Consider the following 541-nt stretch of genomic DNA (forward strand, 5'->3'; position numbering starts at 1 on the left):
TGGTTATACTGTGAAGACGACATTCGCCGAAAATTCGAATTTCTCAACTAAGAGAACTCACAAATTTTACCTTAGCCTGATCACCACCAGTGAAAGTGGATCTCAGTCTATCTTTCTATCACATACCCAAATTTTTAAAGAACGATCTAATCAAAAGACTAGAAATCAATATTCAAATCGAATATTCATTTCTAAACTCTCAAACTTCGAAGCAGTTTATGGTGGAGCCAAGCGGGATCGAACCGCTGACCTCCTGCGTGCAAGGCAGGCGCTCTCCCAGCTGAGCTATGGCCCCATAACAAAATTGGTGGGTCTGGGCAGATTCGAACTGCCGACCTCACCCTTATCAGGGGTGCGCTCTAACCAACTGAGCTACAGACCCAATTTCGAGCTTGTAACTGTTAGCTCAGAGCTATCAGCTTGGAGCTTAAAGCTGCTTCTATCGTCTTCTTCAATGAATCAAGCAATTCGTGTGGGAGCTTATGAAGCAGCTGATGTCGTCGATTAAGGAGGTGATCCAGCCGCAGGTTCCCCTACGGCT

The 541-nt window shown here is 45.5% G+C and carries 2 tRNA genes; both read right to left on the reverse strand.

The annotated features are described in order from the left end of the window. Positions 1-219: 219 nt before the first annotated feature. Positions 220-295 (reverse strand) — tRNA-Ala (locus CAF79_RS28605). Between the two features lie 10 nt (positions 296-305). Further along, a tRNA-Ile gene (locus CAF79_RS28610) sits at positions 306-382 on the reverse strand. Between the last annotated feature and the right edge of the window lie 159 nt (positions 383-541).

The organism is Pseudomonas sp. B26(2017) (assembly GCF_002113045.1).
Classification (GTDB): domain Bacteria; phylum Pseudomonadota; class Gammaproteobacteria; order Pseudomonadales; family Pseudomonadaceae; genus Aquipseudomonas.